This is a genomic window from bacterium (assembly GCA_026129405.1).
Classification (GTDB): Bacteria; Desulfobacterota; Binatia; order DP-6; family DP-6; genus JAHCID01.
Genome location: JAHCID010000004.1, coordinates 65,312 through 88,331 on the forward strand (window position 1 = coordinate 65,312; position 23,020 = coordinate 88,331).

Consider the following 23,020-nt stretch of genomic DNA (forward strand, 5'->3'; position numbering starts at 1 on the left):
CGGGCCGCGAGCGATCTCGCCGGGTCGTGGCCGGCGGTGCGGGCTCAGCGCGGCGGCAGGTTGCGGGCGAGGAAGGCGAGCACGCTCTCGCCCATGATGCGGGCGACGGCAGGCTCGTCGAAGCCTTCGGCGAGCAGGGCGTCGATGACGTGGGCGAGGCCGGTGGTGTCGAACGGGGTCGCGACGGAGCCGTCGAAGTCGGAGCCGAGGCCGACGTGGTCCACGCCCGCGACGTCGACCGCGTGGCGGATCGCCCGAGCGACGGCGCGCGCGCCGCGGCCGCAGATCGCCGTCTCCCAGTAGCCGATGCCGACGAGGCCGCCGGTCGCGGCGATCGCTCGCAGCTGATCGTCGGAGAGGTTGCGGTTGTTGTCGCAGGTGGCGCGGATCCCCGTGTGGGACACGACGACGGGCCGGCCGAGGGCCAGCACGTCGTCGATCGTGTGCGCCGAGGCGTGCGCGAGGTCGACGATCATGCTGCGCGCGTGCATCGCCGCGATCACCTCGCGCCCGAGGGGGGTGAGCCCGCCCTTGGTCGCGCCGTGCGCGGAGCCGCCCACCTCCGTATCGAAGAAGTGCGCCGGCGCCATCATGCGGACGCCCGCCGCGAACAGCATGTCGACGCTGGCGAGGTCGTGCTCGACGACGTGCGCGCCCTCGATGCCGAGGACCGCACCCGTGCGCGACGGGTCGGTCGTGCGCGCGGCGAGCAGCGCCTCCAGGTCGGCGGCCGAGCGCAGGACCGTGAGCGCGCCGCCCGAGCGCGCCGCGACGTCGTCCAGCAGCCGGGCCTGGTGCAGCGCCCGCGCGCGGTAGCTGCCCCAGGTGGCGCGCGGCCAGCCCTGGAACAGGGCGAAGAGCGTGATCGCGTCGGCGGCGCCGTCCTCGTTGCGCTCGATGTCGAGGACGAGGGGCGCGCGCGTGACGATGCCGAAGCCCTGGACGGCGACGTTCCCGGCCTGGAGCCGCGGCAGGTCGACGTGGCCGCGGCCGTGGCGGACGGTGAGGTCACGGCCCCACAGGAGCGCGTCGGCATGGAGGTCGGCGAGCCGCAGCCGTCCGGCGAGGGCCACCGCCGCCGGGCTCGGCGCGCCGGGCTCGTCCGTGACGATGGCGTTCTTCCAGCGGTCGACGAGCGGCGGCAGCCCGGCGACGAGACCGAGCCCCACGACGGCCAGGAGGGCGGCCAGGCCGCCCAGCACCCGCGTCGCCTTCATCGAGCGGGAACCCGGGTTCCCGTGTCGGTTCCCTGGGAACGTGCGTTCCGGCGGCGTGCCGTCGCGAGCGCGCAGGCATCGGCCGGCGGCGGGGGCACGGCGCTTGCTGTGTCGTCGGCAGCGAGGTCACCATGGACGTCACCATCGAGACCGGACCGGCTCCCACCCCAGCCCCTGCCCGGCGCGCCGACGCCGCCCCGTTTCGGCGTCCCCGCCTTCCCGCCCAGCTGGTCGCGCCGAGCTTCCCGCTCGCGCTGGCGGTGGTCGGGACGTCGGTCGGCGTCTTCGTCGCCGGCGGCGTGCTCGCCACCTGGGCGTCCGGCGCCGCGCTTCCGCTCGCCCTGCGCGTCGTGCTGGTGGCGGCGGGGGTCCTCGTCGCCGCGCACGGGGCGCACCTCTGCGGCTTCGTCGGCCACGAGGGCATCCATCTCAACCTGCATCCGAACCGCTGGGTGAGCGTCGTGCTCGGGACGTTCGTCTCGGCGATGACGTCGTTCAGCGCGATCGGCTACGGCATCGCGCACTGGAACCACCACCGCTTCACGAACCAGGGCTCCGATCCGGACGCGCAGCTCTACGCACCGCTGCGCACGTTCTGGAGCCGCTTTCTGCGGGCGCGGGTGAACGGCAACCGCTCGCATCAGCGGAACATGATCCGCATGGCGCTCGGGAAGCCGCTCGCGCTCGGATACAAGCTTCCGTTCAGCGCCCGCGCGCAGCGCCGGCTCGCGTGGATGAACGTCGCGATGCTGGCGCTCTGGCTCGCGACGTACGCCGCGATCGCCGTCGTCGCGCCGCGCTTCGTGATCTTCGGCGTCGTCCTCCCCATCCTCGTCCTCGTCCCGATGTCGGGCCTTCGCGGCTACCTCGAGCACGCGGGCACGCGCGTCGGCCCGTTCCGCGATACCCGCAGCTACGCGGCGCCCTTCTACACTGCTCTCTTCCTCGGCAACAACTTCCATCTGGAGCATCACCTATATCCGGGCGTGCCCTGCTACCGGCTGCCGGCGGTCCATCGCTTCCTGCGCGCGGAGGGCTGGTTCGCCCACTGGCAGTCGCCGATCGAGACGACGGTCTGGGGCGCGCTCCGCCACACGACCGCCGCCTCGCAGTACCCCGACGCCAAGGCGCCCGACTCCGCCGACGACCCGTTCCTCGCCACGGCGCGCGAGCGCGTGTCGGCCGCGGCCTGACGCGCGCCCGTCCGGCGGCGATTCAGGTCTTCTGGTAGAGCTGGATCAGGTTGCCGCAGGTGTCGGCGAAGACCGCCACCACCACCGGCCCCATCGGCGTGGGCTCCATCGTGAACGCCACGCCCTTCGCCTTCAGGCGGTCCACCTCGGCGGCGATGTCGTCGGTGGCGAAGGCCGTGGCCGGGATGCCCTGCGCCAGCAGCGCTTCCTGATAGGCCCTGGTCGCGGGGTTGACGTTCGGCTCGAGCACGAGCTCGACGTCGCCATGCCCTTGCGGCGAGACGACGCTGATCCAACGGAACGCGCCGGCGGGAATGTCCCGGGCTTTCCGGAAGCCGAGCCCGTCCGTGTAGAAGCGGAGCACCTTCTCCTGATCGTCGACGTGGAGGGCGCAGAGCTCGATCCTCATGGAGAGCACGCTACCCCATGGCGCCGGCGGCCGCTGCTCGTGCCGTTCCGTGCGAGGGGCGCGCCGGGACCGCTCGTCATGTGCGCCCCGCTTGCGCCCGTGTTACGAGCGAGGCGTTGGGGAGGAGGGGCATGCGGATGCGGGCAGGGACATGGGTGGTGCTGACGGTCGCGTTCTCGATGGCGTTCGGGATGCGCGCGAGCCAGGGCGCGGTGCTCTGCAAGAAGAAATCCGGGGTGGTCGTGGTTCGCGACGATGCCTGCCGGAAGAAGGAGACGGCCGTCGCGCTCGCCGAGCTCGGCGCGCTCGGCCCGAAGGGTGACCCGGGAGAGCCCGGTCCGCGCGGTCCGAGCACGGGCTACGTGACCAAGCTCCAGACCTTCGTCGACATTCCCGATTCCAGCGCGGTCACGCTGCTGTCCCTCGACGTGCCCGAGGGGAGCTACGTCGTGACGGCGCGCCTGCACGGCGTCACGATCACCGACCCGGACGGGCCGCCGGCGAACTCCTATCGCTACGACTGCTACCTCACCGCCGGAGACACGACGCTGGACGATCTCTGGCCGCGGGTCGGCACCCAGGCGCAGATCGAGTCGTACCTCACCTACGTCGGTGCATTCACCGGTGCAGGCCCGATCGTGCTCGCGTGCTCGGCGGGCAACGGGCACCCGCTGCGCGCGATCAGCGGCATCATGACCGCGGTCGCGGTGGACGCCGTCGAGATCCAGCTGCCGCAGTGACGAGCCGCGGCGGCGCACGGCGCGCGGGCGCTCACGCCCGGGACAGGTAGCGCTCGAGCACGGCGTGGAAGTTCACCACCGCGGCTTCCTGCACCGGGTTCAGGATGCCGCCGCGGAACCCCCGCGACTTCATGCCGCGGCTCACCGCCTCGAGGTTGGCGAAGTCCTCCTCGAGGAACTCGCACTGGCCGCGGAGCGCCTCGAAGCCGTGGAACAGCTCCTGCTGCACGACGGGCTCCCGACCGGCAGCGAAGCGACCGAGGGACCAGATGTCGACGACGCTGCGGTCGGGGTCGTCACCGTGCGGTCGCATGCGGTACCAGAGCGCGCCGTCGAAGGTCGGCAGCACGATGCTGTTCGGGAAGATGTGCCAATCGAGCCCGGCCGCCGCCCACGCCTCCAGCGTCAGCGTCTCGGGCCAGGCGATGCCGCGCGCCTCCATCTCCTCGCGGTGGAAGTCGAAGAGCTTCGTCATCACCACGTCGACCGGCGTGTCGTCGGGCAGCACCCGCAGCCGCGCGAACGCCGCCATGCCCGGCGCCAGCGTCATCGCGCCGATGGTGCGGCCGAGGTGGGTGAAGTTGGCCCACATGTTCTCCTGGAGCGACGTCGGCGTCACCCAGCGGCCGTCCTCGGCCTTGTACTCCGTGAACGGCCCGGGCTCGCCGTACAGCATGGCGTGGTCGCCGAGGGCCAGACCGGGCACGCGGGCGCTGCGGTAGTTGATGCCCGACACGTGCGTGGCGCCGCTGTGGTAGGCCTCGATGAAGGCGCCGACGAGGATCTTCCAGTTGGCCGGCGCGAGGATCGTCTTCCACCAGAGTGGCCGCATGGCGGCGGGCGCGAACGGGTCGAGGAAGCGCGGGACCTCGCCGAGGAAGTCCGCGAGCGGCACGGCGTCGGGGTCCTGGTTGATCCAGATCCATCCGCCCCAGCGTGCGAGCGCGACCCGCGGGAGGCCGAGCTGCGCCGTGTCGAACGCGGCGCAGCCGCGCCAGTCCTCCTCGAAGTGCACGTGAGTGAGCCCGCCCGAGCGATCGTACTGCCAGCCGTGGAAGCGGCAGCGGAACGCCTTGCCGACGTGCCCGCGCGGCTCGTCGACGAGCCGGCGACCGCGATGCTGGCAGACGTTGTACATCGCCGCGAGGTCGTCCGCGCCCGGGCCCGTGCGCACGACGAGGATCGAGTCGTCGAGGATGTCGTAGACGACGAAGTCGCCCGGCGCGGCGAGCTCGGCCTCGCGGCAGGCCATCTGCCAGACCCGCGGCCACAGCCGCTCCCGCTCGAGGTGGCCGGCGGCGCGCGCGGAATCGTGGACCATGCGTCCCCCTCCTCCCGCGAGCCCGCTCCGGGAGTCAATCGCGGCGGCGGAGACGGCGACGGCCAGGTCGGCGAACGGCTTTCTCGACATCCTTCCGATCGGACGTGTGCTGCCGCTCAGCGCAGCCCCTCGACCCGCGCCGCGGCTTCGGCATAGCGCTGCGACAGCGCCGCACGACAGGCGTCGGACACCTTGCGCGTCACGGCGCGTTTGCCGAGCGCCTTCGACGCGGTCCGGAGCGCCTTGCCCGCCCGCGTGAGCAGCTTGGGACGCTTGCGCGCGTTGGCCATGCCCTTGCCCTTCAGCAGGCGGCACGCCTTCGCCGTCGCTTTCACGAGCGGCCGCGGCAGCTTCGGCGCGTCGCACGCGGCGGGACGCGGGCGGTCGCAGGTGCAAGTGGCGGCGGCGTGCCCGTCGACGGGGCGGTTGCGGCACATCCCTTCGACGCACGCGCGCGGCACGCAGGGGTCGTCGCTCGGGCACTCGGCGTCGCCGGCGCACGCGGTCGGACGCTCGCACGCGACGCCGATGCCGCTCGCCGCCAGGAGCGTCGGGCAGCCCGCGTCCAGGTCGACGTCGACGCCGGTCGTGCGGCCGGCCGTGATCGGGACGTCGAGCCAGCCGCCCCACACGACGCCGTCGGTGCCGAGCACGGCGACGTCCATCGTGCCGCTCTCGATGGCGGGGAGCTCGAGACGGAACTGCCGTCCGGGCGGTACGTCGAGGTACCAGCCGCGGCCACCGTCGGTCTCGCGGACGGGGGTGAAGGCCGTCGAGAACTCGCCTGCGAAGTCGTTCACGTAGCTCGCCGGATCGGGGCTCGTGAAGCCGAAGCGGCGGCCGTCCGGCTGGGTGACGAGGAACTGCACCGGCGAGCCGACCAGCACCGTCGCGTGGTCGGTGTCGCCGGCGGGGATGGACTGTTGCGCGGATCCGCTGAAGCCGTGGCGCTGGCACCAGCCCACGCGCTTCGGCGGCGTTTGCAGCCCCGGGATGCGCAGGCAGGCGTCGAAGCGTGCCGCGATCGGCAGCGACGCGTTCTCCTCGAAGTACGGATAGCGGCCGCCCGCGGCCGGGTAGTAGGGCGGGACGAAGTTGCCGGCGCCGCACTGGACGACGCATGCGCCGGGATTGAGCGGATCCTGGCGGACGTCCGGCACGACGTTGCCGCCGCTGCGGTCGAGGAAGGTCGCCCACTCCTCCCACGAGTAGTAGGCGATCGTCTGCGGCAGCCACGGGTCGAGGATGATCGCGCGCGCGTGGTCGAAGCGGAGCCCGTGCGGATAGAAGCCGACGAAGTGATGGTCGGTGTCGACCGTCTGGAGCGGCGAGTAGTCGAGACCGTTCAGGAGCCAGCCGTCGTCGGAGTGGCGGATGTCGTTCAGAAAGGTGAGCGCGCGCGCCTGGTACGTGTTGCAGAGGACCGACCCGGCGCCGGTGTTGCCGGGCTGGAAGAGCGCCGACAGCGCCGCGCCGGGAAGGCTCGTGATCGGGTCGACCGGCGGCAGGAAGGCGTCGCGCCAGCCGGAGCGCGCGCCGTCGGGGAAGTAGTCCGTCGCCGCGCGGTAGCGGTCGAGAATGGTCTTGCGGTTGTCCTCGACCGGAATCGTCCGCTTCTCGACGACGCTCTGCCACCGGGCGGTCACCTCGAAACCGGTGGCGTTGGGCTCGCCGTCGGCGACGTTGCGGTAGAGCTCCTCCACGTGCAGGTAGACCGTCGCCTCGCCGCTGGGGCCGGTGCTCACCGTCATCTCCTCGGGTCCGCTCTCGTCGTCCGGGGCGAGGGAGAGGCCCAGGTGGGACGTGTGCACCCCGGCGCCCACGCTCTCGACCGAGATGGTGACGGTCGCGTTCGGCAGCAGCTGGGCCCCGTCGTCCTCGTCCGACACCGAGACCACGATCGGCACGGCGGTGCGGCCGTAGGCCGTGACCAGCGCGGGATCCCGGCGGAACTCGTGCTCCTCCTCGCCGCGATGGTCGGGAATCGTCATGCGCGCGGCCGCGAAGCGGAGCTTCAGCTGCGACGGCGGCGGGCCGATGCGCCATCCCGTCGGGTAGGGCCAGGCCGGGGGAAGGCCCACGCCCGCGATCGTGGAGCCGTCGCGCGACATCGCGGTGGCGGCCATGAGGTTCCACCCTTTCAGGTCGACGCCGACCTCCAGCTCCATCATGTCCTGGAGGTCGCGAACCCCGCCGTCCGCGGTCCAGACGACGGCACGGCGTGCGAGCATGCCGTCGAGGTAGCCGCCGACGATCACCTGGCCGTCGCCAGAAACGCTGGTGGCGGTGGCCGTGCCTGCGGTCCCGCCGAACGGGACCGGGAGCTCGACCAGCCCGCCTGCCGCGGTCCAACGCCACGCCGTGAAGAAGAAGACGTCGTCGCCGAGGATGCTGAAGCCGACGATCGCCGAGCCGTCGGTGGAGATGTCGGTCGGGAACATGTCGGCGCCGGCCGGCAGGGTGCCGATGTCCTGCATCGATCCCTGCCAGCGCGCAGTACGGAAGTGCAGGTGATCCTCCGTCGGGTCGGGGGAGGGCAGGTAGTTGATGATCGCCGCCACCGAGCCGTCGGAGGAGATGGCGCGGATCTCGCTGCCCTGGTCGCCGGGCAGGAAGCCGAGGCGCTGGGCGCCGGCGCTGGTGACACGGACGGCTTCGCCGTAGGTGAAGCAGACCCCCGGTGCGCAGGGGGGCGTGTAGAGCGCGGTCGTGAACGCGACCTGCCCGTCGCCCGACACCATCGTCGGCGGGCTGTAGCCGTCCGACGGGTTCAGCGCCAGATTCACCGGCGCGCCGTCGACCAGCAGTACGGGATCGTCCGACGCGTCGAGGCAGGTGCCCGCGAGCGTCCGCCCGTCGTTGCTGACGGTGTAGGGGACGCACGGCAGCTTCGTCATGAGGCCGTCGTCGCTCCAGCGGAAGCCGAAGCTCTCCCGCATCTCGCTCGGGTCGGTCTCCAGCTGGTTGGACACGTAGCCGACGACCACGCGGCCGTCGGCCGAGACGTCGGTCGGGAAGCTGCCGATGCCGCCGTCGAGCGGCAGGTGACCGAGCGGGGTGAAGATCCTGGCAGCCGCCGCGGGCGTCGCCAAGAGGAGCAGGAGCAGAAGGACCAGGCAGGCGGGCATGGCTCCGTGGTCACGAACGGAGCCCGGTCGGAGGACGGGCATCGAGCGACCCTAACACGAGTCGTCGTACCTGCCCGCGGGAAAACGTCCCCGTCGGCCCGCAGCGCCGCTCGGGCCGGCGCGCGGCGTGCGGTGCGGGCTCCCGCCGACACCTCGCTGGAGACGCCGCCGGCGCGAGGGCGCGTTTGCTACCCGGTCAGCCAGCGCAGCCAACCTGGCCCCTGCCAGGCCACGGGACGCCAGATCCATCCGGATTCCACCACGGCGCGCTGCAGCGGCAGGCGCATCTCGTCGAGGTCGAAGGTCCAGGCCTTCGACAGCGCGCCGGTGGGGAGCCCTCGCTCGTCGAGCTGCGCGCCCAGCACGCGCTCCCGCTCGACCCGAAAGAACGTCACGCCGCGGGCGGCGTGCCAGGCGGCGTGGGCGCCGCCGCGGCCCGCCGACCAGTCCCAGGCGCTCCAGTACTCGCGCACGCGGACCACGTGCGCGGCCTCGTCGAGCGCGAGCACGAATCGGTGCGTGCGGCGCACGCCGCGGGCGCGTGCGAGGTCGATCCAGCGCGCGTCCGCCCAGCACCACGTGGCCTGGACTTCGCCGTCGCCCGGCCCCGGCGTGACGCCGAAGGGGACGTCGGCGCGGCCGAGCGCCAGCAGGCGCTGCGAGAGCGCCGCCGCCGGCTGCGGCGCGGCGGTCGTGGGGCGCGCCTCGGTCGCCCAGGTGAGGCCCTTGAAGAACCAGAGGACGACGAGGAGGACGTTCAGCCCCGCGCCGGCGAGGATCCAGCGCAGCGGCGGCGGGGCCGGCGCACCGGGCGCGGGCGCAGCGGGGCCGATGCGCACCGCCGAGATGGAGGCGAGGCGGCGGTCGAGCGTCGCGTCGTCGGCCGCGGTCCAGGCGAAGAGCGTGCGGCCGGCGACGGCGACGCGGGCGCGGTCGCCGACGGGGCGCGTCCGCGTCGCCACGTCGACGCGGATGCGGGGGATGCCCATGGTCATGAGCCAGACGTCGCGGGCCTGGCGGGCGGCGTCGGGGGTCGCGAGGCGCGCCACCAGCATCGTCTCGCCGGTCACGTAGGACGCGTGCTGCGCGATCTCCGCGGCGTCGAGGAAGCGGCCGAGGAGGAGACGCGAGTCGCGCACGAGGTGGCGGTCGACGTCGGGGCCGAAGACGCGCTCGGGGGTGCGGAAGCTGGTGCCGTCGTGGGCGAGATCGGCCTCGACCACCGTCGCGGCGAGCGGCGTGTCGTCGCGCGGCAGGTCGCCCGCGGGCGTCCAGGTCGGGAGATCCGCGACCCAGCCCGCTGCGACGGCGCCGTGCCACGCCGCCTGCGGGCCGACGATGAGCGCGAAGAAGACCGCGAACCAGATCACCGGGCGCGGCGACAGGCCGCGTCGCTGCATCATGACCGTGACCAGCCCGAGGACGACGGTCGCGATCAGCAGGAGGAGCCCCATCGCGAGGAGGGCCGGGTGGGATTCGGCGAGATCGCGCACGGCGCTGGTTCGTCTGCCAGCTGGGCTCCGGGGCGTCCAGCGGAGGGTGTGCCGCTCCGTCCGTGGCCCCGAAGCGGCGACGGCCGCCGCATCCCCACAGGACGCGGCGGCCGCCGTGGCCGGATCGCGGCGTCAGGTGGTCACGGCCCGACGGCGCTGAAGAGGAAGCCGTCGGCCTTCTTCACCTTGGTGAGGGTCATGCCGACGCAGATACCGTCGCTGGCGACGACCTGCGCCGTCGCACTGGTCTGGCTCTGCATCGCCAGCGCGACGCCCGTCGGCATCGCCCCGGTGTTCTTGCCGCCGACGATCACCTTGCCCTTCAGGGCCGCGCCGCCGCTGAGCGACATCTTGAGGATGCCGTCGGCCGCCGACGCCTTGTCGTTGTACTTGTAGCCCTTGTTCGAGACCGTCGCCCAGCAGGGCTTGCCGTTGCTGCACGTGCCGCCCGCACGGGCGACGGTGTACTGGCCGCGGAGCTGGTTGGCGGCGTCGTACACGCAGACGTTGTACTTCGTGCTGCCGCTCACCGGGTTGCCGAACTGGCTCGGCGCCACCGCCGCCTGCAGCTTCGTGAAGACGACCTTGAGCTTCTCCTTGCCGGCGCTCTTCTCGTTCACGAGCAGGACGCCCTTGCTCGGGGTGACGCAGCCCCCGGTCGGTGCGGGCGCGCACTCGAACGACGGGAGCGTGGTGGTGGTCGTCGTCGTGGGCGCCGCGCAGTTGGGGTCGTTCGGGAAGTCGCGCAGCCCGTTGCCGTCGTTGTCGAGGCCGAGCAGGTCGGCGTCGAACGGCATGTCCTCCTCGGCGCTCGAGCACGGGTCGCGCAGGACCGAGAACTCGGCCGCGTAGTAGGGCGGCGGGAAGCTCTCCGGGTAGAGCGCGGGGAAGGGATCGGGCGAGCCGAGCGCGCCCTGCGCGTGGCAGCCGCTGGTGCCGCACTGGGTGAGACCGGCGTTCACGTGCACCTGGCGCAGGCCGTACGACGTCGCCTTCGGCAGACCGCTGTTCGGCGAGGTCTCGCCGTAGAGCTGGCCGTGGCAGCCCGAGCAGCCGAAGCCGCCGCTCGTGAGCGGGCCGATTGGACCGCTGGTGTAGGTCAGTACGGGCGTCGTGCCGCCCCCGTTCGGGTGGCAGACGTTGCAGCGGGCCAGCTGCTCGGCCGGGGTGCCGAGCAGCGAGCGGTGTTGCGCGTGCAGCGCGCCGTTGCCGCCGAGGAAGGCGGGGTGGCAGGTGACGCATCCCTGCGTCTGATCGCCGAAGCGGTCGTACCACTGGTACGCCTGGACGTCGGTGGCGCCGATCGTGAGCGCGATCGCGACGACGGCGCCGCCGACCAGCGCGATGGCTCTCTGCGGAACTCGGATCACCTACAGCCCCCTTCTGTGCGCTTCTTCGCTGTCGCCGTGGAGGCCGTCTGCGACGGCCACCACGGCTCACGACCGGCGGACTCTCCCGCCCGGGCGCAAGCGCGCGGAGTGTCCCGGAAGGGGTCGATCACTGTCAAGACATAATCCCGCGCGAGCTGTATGCGCTTCACCCACCAGCCGCGAGGGCGCGGCCCTTCTGGAACTGCCGGTTGGCCTCGTCCATGCGACCCAGCTTCTTCAGCACGACGCCGAGCGCGTTGTGGGCGCCGGCGGTGGGACGCTGCGCGAGCGACGTCTCGTAGGCCCTGGCGGCTTCCTCGAGCTGTCCCTGGCGGGACAGAGACTCGCCGAGGTTGTTCCACGCAGGGGTGAACTTCTCGTCGATCGCGATCGCCTCGCGGAACTCCGTGATCGCCTCGGCGTCGTGGCCCTGGCGGGCCAGGACGTAGCCGAGCCCGTTGTGGGTCTCGGCGGTGCCCCGTCCGGGCAGGGCCTTGCGATAGTGCGCCTCCGCCTCGTCGAGCGCGCCGCTCTGGACCGCGGTGACGGCCATGTTGAAGTGCGCCGAGGGACAGTCGGGGTCGAGGGCCAGCGCCTTGGCGTACTCGGCCTGGGCCTCGTCCCCCTTGCCCTGGCGCGCGAGGACGAAGCCGAGGTCGCTGTGGATCTCCGCCTTGGGCTCGATCGCGAGCGACGTGCGGAAGTGCGCCGCCGCCTCGTCCAGGCGGCCGAGCTCGACCAGGGCGAGCGCGACGTTGTTGTGGGCCTTCGCCTGCTTCGGGTCGAGCTCGATGGCGCGCAGGTACTCGGGCACCGCTTCGGCCGGGCGGCCGTCCTGGAAGAGCGTCCATCCGAGCGAGTTGTGCAGCTCGGCGTTGTCGGGCGCGATCGCGAGACCGCGCCGGAACGCGCGCTCTGCGCCCTTGTGGTCGCCGGTGCGCTCGTTCGCCATGCCCGCGCGCAGGAACGAGTAGGCGTCGAGGAACTGCTCCTTGATCTCGGCGATGGCGTCGCCCGGCCGACGCACGAACTCGGGGATGTTGGCGGCGCGATCGGACGAGGTGAAGCGCTCGAGCAGGACGGGCGGGCTGTCGTTCCCGTCGTCGTCGATGTGGGTGAGGAAGAGCTGCGTGTAGGGCCCGTTCACCTTCGACGAGAACACCAGCCAGCGGCCGTTCGACGACCAGCTGTGCCACGAGTTCATGCGCGGCGTGTTGTGGCGGAGGCGGCGCGCCTCGCCGCCCCTGGCCGGCATGATCCACAGCTCGCTGTCGAGCTGCAGCAGCATGTAGCTGTTGGCTTTGCAGAAGACGATCCACTTTCCGTCGGGCGAGTACTTCGGGAAGTAGTTGCTCTTGCCGTCGCCGGACGCGCCGGGGATCGGCTCGGCCGTGCCGCCGTTCCCGTCGTTGAAGGGGATGCGGTACAGGTCGTAGCGGAACGGCTTCTTGTCGACGGTGAACTCGGGGACGTCCTTCTCGTCGAGCAGCGCGTTGTTCTGCTGGATCAGCGCGTCGGCGGCGTAGGCGGTCGTACGGGCGAAGACGATCTCCTTCCCGTCGGGGCTCCACACCGGGTTGCTCTGCACGTACCGGGGATCGTCGGCGCCGGGCAGCTCCCTGAACGTCTTCGTCTCGCGGTCATAGACGACGAGGATGCCTTTGATGGGGAAGAAGAGCTGCGACATCATCAGGTCGGGCAGCGCGACGAAGACCGAGCGGTCCTTCACCGTGCTGACGACGAAGCGCCCCGTCGGCGAGACGCGCGACAGGAGGCCGAACGTCAGCTCGCCGTCCTCCCGCTTGAAGTCGGCCCAGGTGATGATCTTGGCGTCGTCCAGCACCATGTGCTTGGCGACGTCCATGATGGCGTACGCGCCCTTGTCGTTGCCGTAGTCGACGTCGAGGCCGAGCGTGCTGCCGTTGTCGGCGAAGGAGTGGCAGTTGCCGCAGACCGGCAGGTTCTGGAGCACGATCGGCGGGCCTTCCTCCAGATCGACGGTGCCGTAGCGCCAGCGGATGCGGGACGGGTCCTGCACCGCCTCGAGGAACGGCAGCGGCACCTCGCGGTAGAAGAGCGCGTCGTTCACCGGGTCCTTCGAGGTGCGGATGCGGATGCGCGCCGACGAGAGGATCGTGCCCGGCCGCGCCTGGCTGACGCCCGCGACCACGACCTCGGCGTCGCGCTCGCGGCTCGCCGCCTTGATCCGCCGCCAGTCGTCCTCGGAGGGCCGGAAGCGACGGCCCTCGGCCGCGGCGCGCAGCAGCTCGGCGCCGGCGTCGTCGCGGACGACGACCCACCAGCGGTCGACGTGCTCCGTCGCGTCCTGCCAGACGAGCGTCGGGGCCACGATCTCGGGCGGGAAGAGCGTGCCGTCCTGCGGATAGCCGATCTGGAGCTTGCCGGTGCCGGTGGCGTCGCCGGCCGGCACGGCGGCGACGGCGGCATCGGTGCCGGGCTCGCGCTCGCAGCCGGTGAGGAGCGGTACTACGAGGAGCAGCACGAGGCCGAGCCCGAGCGGCGCCAGCGCGACGCGCAGGGCCCGATGGTGAAGGGGCGACATCGGGCGGATGCTACGCCGTCGGCGACGCGACCGGAAGAACGCAGACGGCCTCGGTCTCGCAGAGCAGCTCCGGCCGGCAGAGCGGGCCCTCGACGACGGAGCAGGGGAAACCCCGAAAACCGCGGCGGGCGAACACCGCGCGCACCGCGTCGGCGTCGGCGGGACGTTTCACGTACGTGATGGCCGACATGACGTCTGCGAACCCCGCGCCCTGACCCGCGAGCAGGGTCGCGATGTTGTGCAGCATGCGCTCGGCCTGCGCGCCGACGTCGCCGTGGTGCACGCTGCGGCCGGCCTCGTCGATGCTGGCCGTGCCCGAGACGTGGACCGTGACCTGGTTCGCGTCGACCAGACGCAGGCCGCGCGAGAAGTCGGCGCCGTAGCTCCAGGCCTCGTTGAGCGTCGGCGTGGAGACGACCGACGCCTCGACCGGACGCATGGCCGTCAGCCGCAGCGAGACGTGGTGCCCGTCCGGGAACGGGATGCCCTGGATGCCGGTGCTGGCGGGACGGCGCACGACCCCGCGGTCGTGGAAGAACTCGCGGCGCGCGCGGTTGAGGGCGTCGTAGTCGCGGTCGATGTCGCGCAGGTGGATCCAGGTCCGCACGACGTCGCGGACGTCGAGCCCGTGTTGCCGCAGGAGCTGCTCCGCGGTGCGGAACGCGTCCTGCGTCTGTGCATACGCATCGGCCCCGCGGCCGTAGACGTTCGTCGAGTGCAGCCAGGTGCGGTCGCCCAGGTGCACGAGGCGGGCGCCGGTACGGACGCAGCCGTCGCAGCCGCAGGGTACCGGCGCGGACACGTCGAGCACGGACCAGGCGTCGCGCCGGTGCGGCACGACGGCGGTCGCGAGGAGGTGGAAGGGCAGGCCGTCGCCGGCCGGCGCCTGTCCGATGAAGCTCGGACGCGGGGCGACGTCCGCCTGCTCCAGCTCCGCGAGCACGCGGCGACGCGCCTCGAGCAGGACGGGCAGCTCGCGGCCGACGTCCCGGACGAGGATCGTCTCGGTGGTGAGGTCGCGGAAGGACGCCCCGTGGGCGGCGAGCTGACGAGCCAGCTCTCGCCAGGGTGCCTCGACCCCGGGGGCCGCCGCGGTGGACGGCCCCCCGGGGAGGCAGAGAACGGTCAGGTCGTCGGCCAGCGGGCCGACGAACCGCCGGACGGTGGCCGGAGCGGCGCTCGAGGTCATCACGTGGGCGTCACGCGATGCCGCGAGCTGCCGATCCGACCGCCGCCCGGGCGGTCTTCAGCACGCAGGCGGAAGAGGGAAGAGCCCAGGATTCCCGATGGTGTTGGCCTTGACGCAGTTGCCGGTGCCGCCGAGGAGCAGGGTGTCGCTGCCCGGAAGCGGATAGGACGGCGACGGGCTGGCGCCGTTGTTGGTGACCACGTTGGCGATGAAGGTGTTGTTGTCCGGCGCCGTGTCGGTCACCACCGGCGGGTTGGTCGTGCAGTCGACGCCGAAGCACCAGTCGATCATGCCGATGCCGACCGAGTTGTTGTTCTGGACGGTGTTCTTCTTCACCGTCACGCGGTCGACGCCGAGCATCAGCACGCCGACGCCCGCGGGCAGCTGCGCCGACATCGAGCCCGGCGGGGCGGTGTTCGGGGCGTTGTTCGAGTAGATGCGGTTCCCGATCAGCAGCCAGTCGCCGTACTGCGTGTACGGCGGGATGGCCGGCAGGCCGGCCGCCGAGGGGTGGTAGAGGCCCACGCCGACGGTGTTGTCGCGCACGACGTTCTTCACCATCTTCACCTTCTTCGAGATGGTGACCTCGAGACCCGTCGGGCTGTCGTACAGCTCGTTCTGGATCACGCGGACGTTCTCGGAGGCCTCGACCCACAGCGCGGCGTCCTCGGAGCCGTAGGCGACGTTCTTCTTCACCAGGCCGTTGGCCGAGAGCGTCGGCCAGATGCCGTTCTCGAGGTTGTTGATCGAGGTGTTCTTCTCGATCTTGTAGCCGTTCACGTAGCGCAGCCAGATGCCGTTCTTGGGAAAGCCCTCGACCGTGAAGCCGCGGATCTTGACGCCCTTCACGTCGGGATCGACGCCCGGGTTCTGCGGCTCGACCATGATGCCGTGGCGGTTCCCGGGACCGGGCAGGAGGCGCACCGGTGCGCCCGGCTTGCCCTTCGCGAAGAGCTTGAGGCTCTTCGTGATCCGGACCGCGGAGGTGCCACCGTGCGTCTCGGTGTAGTCACCGGGCATGACGATCACGGTGTCGTTCGGGTTGGCCGCGTCGACCGCCGCCTGGATGGACTCGCCGGGGTTGACGACGTGCGCGGCGGCGAGAGCCGCGACGGGCGCGCAGAGCGTGGCGGCGCCGAGCGTGAGAGCGCCCACGGTGGCGCGCGATCTGGACCAATTCATCGAGGATCTCCCCCTTTTTGCCTGGAAGGCGTTGCAGCTGCCGGGCGAGACGTACCCGCCGCGACGGAACCGAGTCAAGACAAGAACGCGCCTCGAGCGCAGGAAATGCCTCGTGCAGGCGGCAGCGCCTGCGGTGGGAGGTGACGATGCGCGACGGCCTGCCGGCGAGGCGCATCGTCACCGCGCATGCGCCGTGGCGTCGGCGTGGCCCGCGGCGGCTCGATCGGTGGTGGCGCCGGCGTCGTCGGGCGGTCGGCGCCGACCGCTGCGCTCACGGTACCGGCGCCGCGGGGTGCGAATCCGAGTGCGCCCCCTCGGCGCCGGGGTGGTCGTCGTCGCCGATCCCTGCCGGCCCGCGGCACGCTCGCGGTCGCTTGCGGCGCCTCCGATGACAGGCCGCCGCAGCTTCGACTATACCCGGGGACATGATCGACACCGTCTCCCGCATGGCGAAGACCCTCGGTGGCTGCGGCGTGGAAGGCGTGGGGCACGACGCGCGCTTTCTGGTGGAGGGGTCGGACGGCAGCCGACTTCGCGTCTCCCTCGAGGCCGTCCAGCAGCGGTTCATCAGCGAGCTGGTGGACGCCTCCGGCACCACGCGCGTCACGCTCGACGTCGGTCCCGTGTCGCTCGTCACCGAGGATGCCAAGCGCGCTCCCGGGCGCCTGACGCTGCACTTCGGCGGCACCGTGATCCTCATCGACAGCCAGCCGACGCTCAACATCCAGGTGATCGCGAAACCCGACTGAGCGGGCGGACGTCCGCGTTTCGTGCCGGCGGCTTCGGCGGGGCACGCGTCGCGTGCCGAATGACGGGCGCGCGGACGAGATGTCGGCGGGGGCTGGCGCGGCGGATCATGCCGCGACGACGAGGATGCGGCGCCGGCACGTCGCTTGCGACACGGGCCGGCGGGCGTGCCCTCGGTCGTGCGGCCCGCTTGTCGCGACGACGGCACGCACGTAGCCTTCGCGCCACCGAGCCACCCGTCAACCAACCAAGAGGAGTCACGGACCATGACGAGCGACGCGAAGTGCCCGTTCCGCGACGTCCGCCGGGCGATGTCCAACCTCGAGTGGTGGCCGAACCAGCTGCGGCTGGACCTCCTCCATCAGCACTCCGCGCTCTCGGATCCGATGGACGCGGACTTCGACTACGCCGCGGAGTTCGCGACCCTCGACCTCGCCGCCGTGAAGCAGGACTTGCGCGCGCTCATGACCGACTCGCAGGACTGGTGGCCGGCGGACTTCGGGCACTACGGGCCGTTCTTCATCCGCATGGCGTGGCACAGCGCCGGCACCTATCGCACCGGCGACGGCCGCGGCGGCGCGGGCCACGGCAACCAGCGCTTCGCGCCCATCAACAGCTGGCCGGACAACGGCAACCTCGACAAGGCGCGCCGCCTGCTCTGGCCGATCAAGCAGAAGTACGGCCGCAAGCTCTCGTGGGCGGACCTCATCATCCTGACGGGCAACGTCGCCCTCGAGTCGATGGGCTTCCGGACGCTCGGATTCGCGGGCGGCCGCGAGGACATCTGGGAGCCGGAGCAGGACGTCGACTGGGGCGCGGAGAAGACCTGGCTGGGCGACGACACGCGCTACTCGGGCGAGCGCGAGCTCGCGGGCCCGCTCGCGGCCGTCCAGATGGGGCTCATCTACGTGAACCCGGAGGGCCCGGACGGCAACCCGGATCCGCTCGCGGCGGCGAAGGACATCCGCGAGACCTTCGCGCGCATGGCGATGGACGACGAGGAGACGGTCGCGCTGATCGCCGGCGGCCACACCTTCGGCAAGACCCACGGCGCCGGCGACGCGGCGCTGGTCGGTCCCGTGCCGGAGGCGGCGCCGATCGAGGAGCAGGGCCTCGGCTGGAAGAGCCGCTTCGGCTCCGGCAAGGCCGGCGACGCGATCACGAGCGGCCTCGAGGTCACCTGGACCACCACGCCCACCCAATGGGGCAACGGCTTCTTCGCGAACCTCTTCGGCTACGAGTGGGAGCTGACGAAGAGCCCGGCCGGTGCGCACCAGTGGACGGCGAAGAACGGTGCCGGCGCCGGCACCATCCCCGACGCCCACGATGCGTCGAAGCGGCACGCGCCGACGATGCTGACGACGGATCTCTCGCTGCGCATGGACCCGGTCTACGCGACGATCTCGCGCCGCTTCCACGAGCACCCCGACGAGCTCGCCGCCGCCTTCGCGCGCGCGTGGTTCAAGCTCACGCACCGCGACCTCGGCCCGCGCTCCCGCTACCGCGGCCCGGAGGTCCCGACGGAGGAGTTCCTCTGGCAGGACCCGATCCCGGCGCTCGACCACCCGCTGGTCGACGCGCACGACGTCGCGGCGCTGAAGGCGAAGGTGCTGGCGTCGGGGCTCTCGGTTGCGCAGCTGATCTCGACCGCGTGGGCGGCGGCGTCGACCTTCCGCGGCTCCGACAAGCGCGGCGGCGCGAACGGCGGCCGCATCCGCCTGGCGCCGCAGAAGGACTGGGAGGCGAACCAGCCCGCCGCGCTCGCCGCGGTGCTCGCGACCCTGGAGCGCCTCCGGGCGGAGTTCGACGGCGCGCAGCAGGGCGGCAAGCGGGTGTCGCTCGCCGATCTCGTCGTGCTGGCCGGCGGCGCCGGCGTCGAGCAGGCGGCGCAGCGCGCCGGGCACGCGGTGACGGTCCCGTTCACGCCGGGGCGCATGGACGCCGCCCAGGAGCGCACCGACGTGCACGCGATGGCGGTGCTCGAGCCGGTCGCGGACGGCTTCCGCAACTTCCGCAAGAACCTCCGCTTCGCCGTCCCGGCCGAGGAACTGCTCCTCGACCGCGCGCAGCTGCTGACGCTGACCGCACCCGAGATGACGGTGCTCGTCGGCGGCCTGCGCGTGCTCGGCGCCAACGCCGGCGGCTCGAAGCACGGCGTCTTCACCGACCGGCCGGGCACGCTGAGCAACGACTTCTTCGTCAACCTGCTCGACATGCGCACGGCATGGACGCCGGCGCCGGACGACGGCGAGGTGTTCGAAGGGCGCGATCGCACGACGGGGGCCGTGCGCTGGACCGGCACCCGCGTCGACCTCGTCTTCGGCTCCAACGCGCAGCTGCGGGCCATTGCCGAGGTCTACGCGAGCGCGGACGGACAGCAGAAGCTGGTGCGCGACTTCGTGGCGGCGTGGGCGAAGGTGATGGACCTCGATCGCTTCGACGTGCGGTGAGGCGGAAAAGCTGGTGCGCCCGGTGGCGCGGCGCCATGGGCGCGCGCCACAGGTCGACCGTCTGGACGAGTTCGAGCACCGCGAGCTGCACCGCGTAAACGCGCTTCTGCTTGCGAGCCGTGCCCGCCTACGCATTGCGTGGCGGCTTTTGCCCGACGTGCTGACATCCTATGCGGTCCAGCGCGGCACTCCCGCCAGCCTTCACCGTGCCGCGCGTAGGGCGAACATTGAGCCGTCCGTTCGAGAAGTCCTCGAAAAGAGACAGGGTGTCCAATCATCGGGACGGCGGGCCATCACGGCCTCGAGGGCGACCGTCCAGGTGCGGGAAGTTCGCGGTGGCGCAAGCTGGCTTTCTTCTTGCTTGTCCCCGCGCGACATCCATGCGAGGCCGTCCCTCGATGTGCGGGTGCGGCGTCCCAGATGAGAGGCATGTTCATCATGGCGAACCCGAAGGTGCCGCGTCACGATCCGGCCGGCGACGACCAACCGCGTAACGCACGCATGCGAGCGAGCGCTGCGACTGGTGTGAGCCGCGCGTCAGGTACCGGCAGCTTCGTCTACCGCACCGATGGCCGGGGGCGGGCCGCCGACCAGCACCTCGTGTGACCGCGGGCGTCGCCGCGGCGCCGTCAGCCGCGGCGCCGTCGCCGCCAGCGGCGGATGCCGAGCACGAGCCCGCCGAGCACCAGCGCCACCGCACCGAGCGCGATCGCCGCGATCAGGCCGACGCCGCGTACGAGCCGCTCCCAGCCGGTATGATCGGCGGGCGCGGCCGACGTCCGCACGGGCACTGCGGGATCGAGCCCCGCTTCGAAGGCGGCGATCTCGCCGGCGAGGCGTGCGACGACGTCGGGATGGCGGGCCGAGACGTCGTCCTGCTCGCCGGGATCGGCGTCGAGGTCGAAGAGCATCTGCGGATGCGAGTACAGCTCGGTCCTCGCCAGCGGCTCGAGCATCGCCGGATACCAGCCCGACTGCGCCAGCTTCAGCTTCCAGCGGCCGTCGCGCACGGCGCCGACCGCAGGCCGCTGGTCGCGGAACGGCATGCGCAGGCTGAAGTAGTAGAACGGCCCCGACGCGGGCTCGCCGCGTCCTTCGAGGAGGCCGACGAGGCTGCGCCCGTCGATGGTGCGATCGTCGGGAATCGGCGCGCCCGCGAGCTGCGCGAACGTCGGCAGCCAGTCCATCATGTCGGCGACGGTCGAGACCGTCCGCCCCGGCGGGATGCCGTCCGGCCAGCGCGCGATGGCCGGGACGCGATGCCCGCCCTCGAACGTGCTCGTCTTGCCGCCGCGCAGCCCGCCGGCGCTGCCGCCCCAGTCGCCCATCGCCAGCCAGGGGCCGTTGTCGGAGGTGAAGACGACGAGCGTGCTGCGGTCGACCCCGAGGGCGACGAGCTTCGCCATCAGCTCGCCGACGGACGCGTCGAGCTCCTCCACGACGTCGCCGTAGGTGCCGCCGCGCGAGCGCCCGCGGAACGGCTCCGAGGGATACAGGGGGATGTGCGGCGCGTTGTGGGCGACGTAGAGGAAGAAGGGGACGCCTTCGCGCACCGCCGACTCGAGGAACGCCAGCGCGCGATCGGTGTAGCGGCGCAGCAGGCGGCTCTGGTCGACGTCCTCGGGCAGCCGACGGCGGCCGTCCCAGACGAAGAAGTTCTGCTGGTCGTTGCTGTGGGGGACGCCGAAGAACTCCGTGAAGCCGTGGTTCCAGGGCATGAACGCGTCGCTGTTGCCGAGGTGCCACTTGCCGACCATCGCGGTGCGATAGCCGGCGTCGCGCAGCAGCTCCGGGATGGTGATCTCGTCCTGCGGCAGCCCCTCGGGCGTATCGTGGAAGAGGACGGCGTTGACGCCGGAGCGCGCCGGATAGCGCCCGGTCATGAGCGCCGCCCGCGACGGCGAGCAGGTGTTGCCGACGGCGTAGAAGCTCGTGAAGCGCACGCCCTCGCGCGCGAGTCGATCGAGGTTGGGGGTGGCGATGTCGCGCGCGCCGTAGGAGGCGAGGTCGCCGTAGCCGAGGTCGTCCGCGAGGATGAAGACGAGGTTCGGCCGCGGCGCCGCAGCCGGCGTCTGCGCTGCGGCGGTGGTCGCGAGCGCGACGCAGAGCGCGATGGTCGTGGTCGCGGCACGCATGCCTGCGGGGGCCTATGGCACTTCGCCGGCGCCGGACGCCAGCGGAGTCGGTGACATCGCGAGACCGCTCTGCTTGGATGCCGCCGGCATGCGCATTCCCGCCCTGGCGGCGCTCCTGCTGCTCCTCCTTCCCGGCGGCGCCCTCGCCGAGCCCGCGGCCGCGCCGGCGCGTCCGAACGTGCTCGTGGTGCTGGTCGACGATCTCGCGTTCACCGATCTCGCCGCCTACGGCGGCGAAGCCCGCACGCCGACCATCGATGCGCTCGCGGCCCGCGGCGCGCGCTTCGCGAGCCACCACACCTCGCCGCTGTGCTCGCCGTCGCGCGCGATGCTGCTGACCGGCATCGACAACCACCGCACCGGGCTCGCCACCATCGAGGAGGTGCTGCCGCCCGAGCACCGCGGCAAGCCGGGATACACGCTGCACCTCGAGCCCGGCGTGCAGACCCTGGCGACGCGGCTGCGGGCCGCCGGCTATCGCACCTACATGACCGGCAAGTGGCACCTCGGCCACGGACCGGGCGACCTGCCGAACGACCACGGCTTCGACCGCTCGCTGGCGCTCGACGCCTCCGGCGCCGACAACTGGGCGCCGAAGCCCTACATGCCGTACTACACGTCGGCGCCGTGGTTCGAGGACGGCAAGCCCGCCGACATGCCGGCGGAGTTCTACTCCTCCGAGCTGCTCGTCGACCGCATGATCGACTACCTCGAGGCCGACGAGGGCACGCCGGAGCCGTTCTTCGCCTACCTCGCGTTCCAGGCGGTGCACATCCCGGTGCAGGCGCCGGCCGAGTACACCGAGCGCTACGCGGGACGCTTCGACGCCGGCTGGGAGACGCTGCGGCGCGAGCGCTGGCAGCGGGCGCGCGATCTGGGCCTCGTACCGGCCGCCACGCCGCTCGCGCCGGCGCCGGCCTCGTTGCGTGCGTGGAGCGCGCTCAGCGACGACGAGCGCACCATCTACGCCAGGAGCACGGCCGTGTACGCGGGCATGATCGAGGCGATGGATCATCACCTCGGCCGGCTGCTCGATTGGCTGGCGTCGCGCGGACGGCTCGAGAGCACGGTCGTCGTCGTCACCTCGGACAACGGCCCCGAGCCGAGCGATCCGGTCCATACGGCCGGGATGAGCCTGTGGATGGCGACGCACGGCTACACCTGGGACGTCGCGACGCTGGGCGAGCGCGGCAGCCTCGCGTTCATCGGCCCGGAGTGGGCCGCCGCGGTGTCGTCACCGGGGAGCCTGTTCAAGTTCTACACCACCGAGGGCGGCATCCGGGTGCCGCTCGTCGTCGCCGGCCCGGGCGTCGCGTCCGGCACGCGCGTCGGCACGCCGACTTTCGTGACCGACGTCGCGCCGACGGTGGTCGCGATGACCGGCGCGTCGGCCGACGGCGGCGTCGCCATGACCGGTCGCAGCCTCGTGCCCGTCCTGCGCGGCGAGGCCGAGCGCACGTACCCGATCGACGTGCCGGTGGGCATCGAGGTCTCGGGTAACGCCGCGCTCTTCAAGGGCGATCTCAAGCTGGTGCGCAACGCGCCGCCGTACGGCGACGGTGCGTGGCACGTGTACGACGTGGCGCGCGACCCGGGAGAGACCGCGGACCTCGCGCCGGCGCGCCCCGAGCTGCTCGCGGAGCTGCGGCGCGACTACGACGAGTACGCCCGCACCATGGGCGTGCTGCCGATGCCCGTGGGCTACGATGTCCACCACCAGATCGTGGTGAACTCCCTTGCGCGGCAGCTCGCGCACTTCGCCCTGCCGCTCGCCGCGACGGTGCTGGTGCTGGGCGCGGTGGTGGTCGCGCTGATGCGGCGTCGGCGCGGCTAGGGCGGCGGGCGCCGCGACGCCCGTCCGCGCCCATGCCCGCGCCGCCGTG

The 23,020-nt window shown here is 72.2% G+C and carries 16 protein-coding genes; 6 read left to right on the forward strand and 10 right to left on the reverse strand.

Annotated elements, in window-relative coordinates; genetic code table 11:
• Window positions 1-44 precede the first annotated feature (44 nt).
• Window positions 45-1,217: a membrane dipeptidase gene (locus KIT14_15985; GenBank protein MCW5892024.1), complete on the reverse strand. Its 1,173-nt coding sequence runs from the start codon at window positions 1,215-1,217 to the stop codon at window positions 45-47.
• A gap of 131 nt (window positions 1,218-1,348) precedes the next feature.
• Between KIT14_15985 and KIT14_15990 the strand changes: the two genes are divergently transcribed.
• Window positions 1,349-2,410, forward strand: a complete 1,062-nt coding sequence (locus KIT14_15990) for a fatty acid desaturase (protein ID MCW5892025.1) — start codon at window positions 1,349-1,351, stop codon at window positions 2,408-2,410.
• A gap of 22 nt (window positions 2,411-2,432) precedes the next feature.
• Here the strand turns inward: KIT14_15990 and KIT14_15995 are convergent, their stop codons facing one another.
• Window positions 2,433-2,819 carry a VOC family protein gene (locus KIT14_15995; protein ID MCW5892026.1) on the reverse strand — a complete coding sequence of 129 codons (387 nt, stop codon included), beginning with the start codon at window positions 2,817-2,819 and terminating at the stop codon, window positions 2,433-2,435.
• Between the two features lie 131 nt (window positions 2,820-2,950).
• Here KIT14_15995 and KIT14_16000 point away from each other — a divergent pair, with 131 nt between their 5' ends.
• On the forward strand, window positions 2,951-3,559 hold the full coding sequence (locus KIT14_16000) for a hypothetical protein (protein ID MCW5892027.1): 609 nt from the start codon (window positions 2,951-2,953) through the stop codon (window positions 3,557-3,559).
• Between the two features lie 31 nt (window positions 3,560-3,590).
• Here KIT14_16000 and KIT14_16005 read toward each other — a convergent pair whose 3' ends face one another.
• From KIT14_16005 to KIT14_16035, 7 genes are all read right to left on the reverse strand, one after another.
• Window positions 3,591-4,880, reverse strand: a complete 1,290-nt coding sequence (locus tag KIT14_16005) for an aromatic ring-hydroxylating dioxygenase subunit alpha (protein ID MCW5892028.1) — start codon at window positions 4,878-4,880, stop codon at window positions 3,591-3,593.
• Window positions 4,881-4,996: 116 nt separating this feature from the next.
• Window positions 4,997-8,008: a hypothetical protein gene (locus KIT14_16010; GenBank protein MCW5892029.1), complete on the reverse strand. Its 3,012-nt coding sequence runs from the start codon at window positions 8,006-8,008 to the stop codon at window positions 4,997-4,999.
• A 188-nt stretch (window positions 8,009-8,196) separates the two neighbouring features.
• Window positions 8,197-9,501, reverse strand: coding sequence for a hypothetical protein (locus KIT14_16015; GenBank protein MCW5892030.1), 1,305 nt, complete (start codon window positions 9,499-9,501; stop codon window positions 8,197-8,199).
• A 140-nt stretch (window positions 9,502-9,641) separates the two neighbouring features.
• The gene (locus tag KIT14_16020) at window positions 9,642-10,871 is read right to left on the reverse strand and encodes a hypothetical protein (GenBank protein MCW5892031.1); all 1,230 of its coding nucleotides are present in this window, start codon (window positions 10,869-10,871) and stop codon (window positions 9,642-9,644) included.
• A gap of 166 nt (window positions 10,872-11,037) precedes the next feature.
• Complete coding sequence (locus KIT14_16025; protein ID MCW5892032.1) at window positions 11,038-13,434, reverse strand: tetratricopeptide repeat protein; 2,397 nt, start codon at window positions 13,432-13,434, stop codon at window positions 11,038-11,040.
• A 10-nt stretch (window positions 13,435-13,444) separates the two neighbouring features.
• Window positions 13,445-14,623: a hypothetical protein gene (locus KIT14_16030; GenBank protein ID MCW5892033.1), complete on the reverse strand. Its 1,179-nt coding sequence runs from the start codon at window positions 14,621-14,623 to the stop codon at window positions 13,445-13,447.
• Window positions 14,624-14,680: 57 nt separating this feature from the next.
• Window positions 14,681-15,805 (reverse strand): right-handed parallel beta-helix repeat-containing protein, encoded by a 1,125-nt coding sequence (locus KIT14_16035; protein MCW5892034.1) that lies wholly within the window; start codon window positions 15,803-15,805, stop codon window positions 14,681-14,683.
• 425 nt (window positions 15,806-16,230) lie between these two features.
• On the opposite strand from KIT14_16035, the gene KIT14_16040 reads away from it, so the two are divergent.
• From KIT14_16040 to KIT14_16050, 3 genes are all read left to right on the forward strand, one after another.
• On the forward strand, window positions 16,231-16,554 hold the full coding sequence (locus tag KIT14_16040) for a hypothetical protein (protein MCW5892035.1): 324 nt from the start codon (window positions 16,231-16,233) through the stop codon (window positions 16,552-16,554).
• A 264-nt stretch (window positions 16,555-16,818) separates the two neighbouring features.
• Window positions 16,819-19,002, forward strand: coding sequence for a catalase/peroxidase HPI (katG, locus tag KIT14_16045; GenBank protein MCW5892036.1), 2,184 nt, complete (start codon window positions 16,819-16,821; stop codon window positions 19,000-19,002).
• 429 nt (window positions 19,003-19,431) lie between these two features.
• Window positions 19,432-19,608, forward strand: a complete 177-nt coding sequence (locus tag KIT14_16050) for a hypothetical protein (protein MCW5892037.1) — start codon at window positions 19,432-19,434, stop codon at window positions 19,606-19,608.
• Window positions 19,609-19,631: 23 nt separating this feature from the next.
• Here the strand turns inward: KIT14_16050 and KIT14_16055 are convergent, their stop codons facing one another.
• The gene (locus tag KIT14_16055; GenBank protein ID MCW5892038.1) at window positions 19,632-21,137 is read right to left on the reverse strand and encodes a sulfatase; all 1,506 of its coding nucleotides are present in this window, start codon (window positions 21,135-21,137) and stop codon (window positions 19,632-19,634) included.
• 88 nt (window positions 21,138-21,225) lie between these two features.
• On the opposite strand from KIT14_16055, the gene KIT14_16060 reads away from it, so the two are divergent.
• Window positions 21,226-22,971, forward strand: coding sequence for an arylsulfatase (locus tag KIT14_16060; GenBank protein MCW5892039.1), 1,746 nt, complete (start codon window positions 21,226-21,228; stop codon window positions 22,969-22,971).
• The last annotated feature ends 49 nt before the right edge of the window (window positions 22,972-23,020 follow it).